The organism is Staphylococcus sp. EG-SA-2 (assembly GCF_017152085.1).
The window spans coordinates 1-1,317 of record NZ_JACYHC010000804.1 but is presented as its reverse complement, the minus strand read 5'-3'; the positions used below and the strand labels follow the sequence as shown (position 1 = coordinate 1,317).

At 30.9% G+C, this 1,317-nt stretch carries 1 protein-coding gene and 1 pseudogene; both read right to left on the bottom strand.

Features of this window, described 5'->3' with window-relative positions; all coding sequences use genetic code 11:
* A pseudogene (locus IDG60_RS27555) lies at nucleotides 1-80 on the bottom strand (type I toxin-antitoxin system toxin); the annotation flags it as partial.
* Nucleotides 81-230: 150 nt separating this feature from the next.
* Nucleotides 231-1,004: a staphylococcal enterotoxin type A gene (gene sea, locus IDG60_RS14595; RefSeq protein WP_000750412.1), complete on the bottom strand. Its 774-nt coding sequence runs from the start codon at nucleotides 1,002-1,004 to the stop codon at nucleotides 231-233.
* Nucleotides 1,005-1,317 lie beyond the last annotated feature (313 nt).

Here is a 1,317-nt window from a genome sequence, read left to right as displayed (position 1 = left end):
AGGAATAAACCAAACTGCAACATGGTACTAATTGTAATCATTAGGCGTCTCCTTTCTAAAGATTTCAGTAATGCCACCATAGGCACCACCTCCTTATACTCAGATAGCCACCATCTATCCAACTTGCTCAAAGCATATTATAGCACATATACTTTTTTTACTGCTTGTAAACTTTTAGATTATTCTCGGTTCATAATAATCTGAACATTACGTGGTCAAAACTACCATGTTTAACTTGTATATAAATATATATCAATATGCATGTTTTCAGAGTTAATCGTTTTATTATCTCTATATATTCTTAATAGTGTATTTGAATACTGTCCTTGAGCACCAAATAAATCGTAATTAACCGAAGGTTCTGTAGAAGTATGAAACACGATTAATCCCCTCTGAACCTTCCCATCAAAAACATCAGAGTTATATAAATTATATTTTTCCTGTAAATAACGTCTTGCTTGAAGATCCAACTCCTGAACAGTTACATTTTTCTTATTCGTTTTAACCGTTTCCAAAGGTACTGTATTTTGTTTACCGTCTAGCCATAAATTGATCGGCACTTTTTTCTCTTCGGTCAATCGATTATTATCATGTAACGTTACACCACCATACATACAAGCTGTTTTGTTTGGTGTACCACCCGCACATTGATAACCATAATAAGCACCATACAAGTCTACTTTTTTCCCTTTATATTTATCAACAATATCCTTTGAATCAAAATCTACTAATAAATCGTTATACCACGAATGATCTGTAAAAAAGCCTTTAAACAATATAGTATGCTGTAAAAATTGATCGTGACTCTCTTTATTTTCAGTTTTAGCTTTTTCATTGTAATAATAGATTTGTTTAAGATTGCCTAAAGCTGTTCCCTGCAATTCAGACTTTTTTCGCAAATCTTTTTCATTTATTTCTTCGCTTTTCTCGCTACCATTTACAAGTGGACTTGTTGTCAACGTTAGGGCAATGAATAAAAGTAATGTAAATGCTGTTTTTTTCATTTTGCTCACCTCTAAAGCATAATTATTTTTGTTAAGTAGTTATTTAGTTATATACAATAATTATGAAATGATTATCATTTAATTATACATACATATATTACTATACACTTTTTATATTTGTCTATAATAAAAAGATTTCATTTTTACTCTATTATACATTTCAGATATCTTACTTACTTGGTATTAACAACACTTCCCAACTTCACTTGCAGTATGCTTCCTGTCTTTTGAGCTGTGTAATACCATGTACGTACCTCTTTTCAATCAAAATAAAAAGCCAGTGCCGATGCACTGACCAAAAACATTATTTACA

What these genes read in the sequence shown, in the direction of transcription:
- sea (WP_000750412.1), bottom strand. Translation starts at nt 1,004, where the DNA reads ATGAAAAAAACAGCATTTACATTACTTTTATTCATTGCCCTAACGTTG.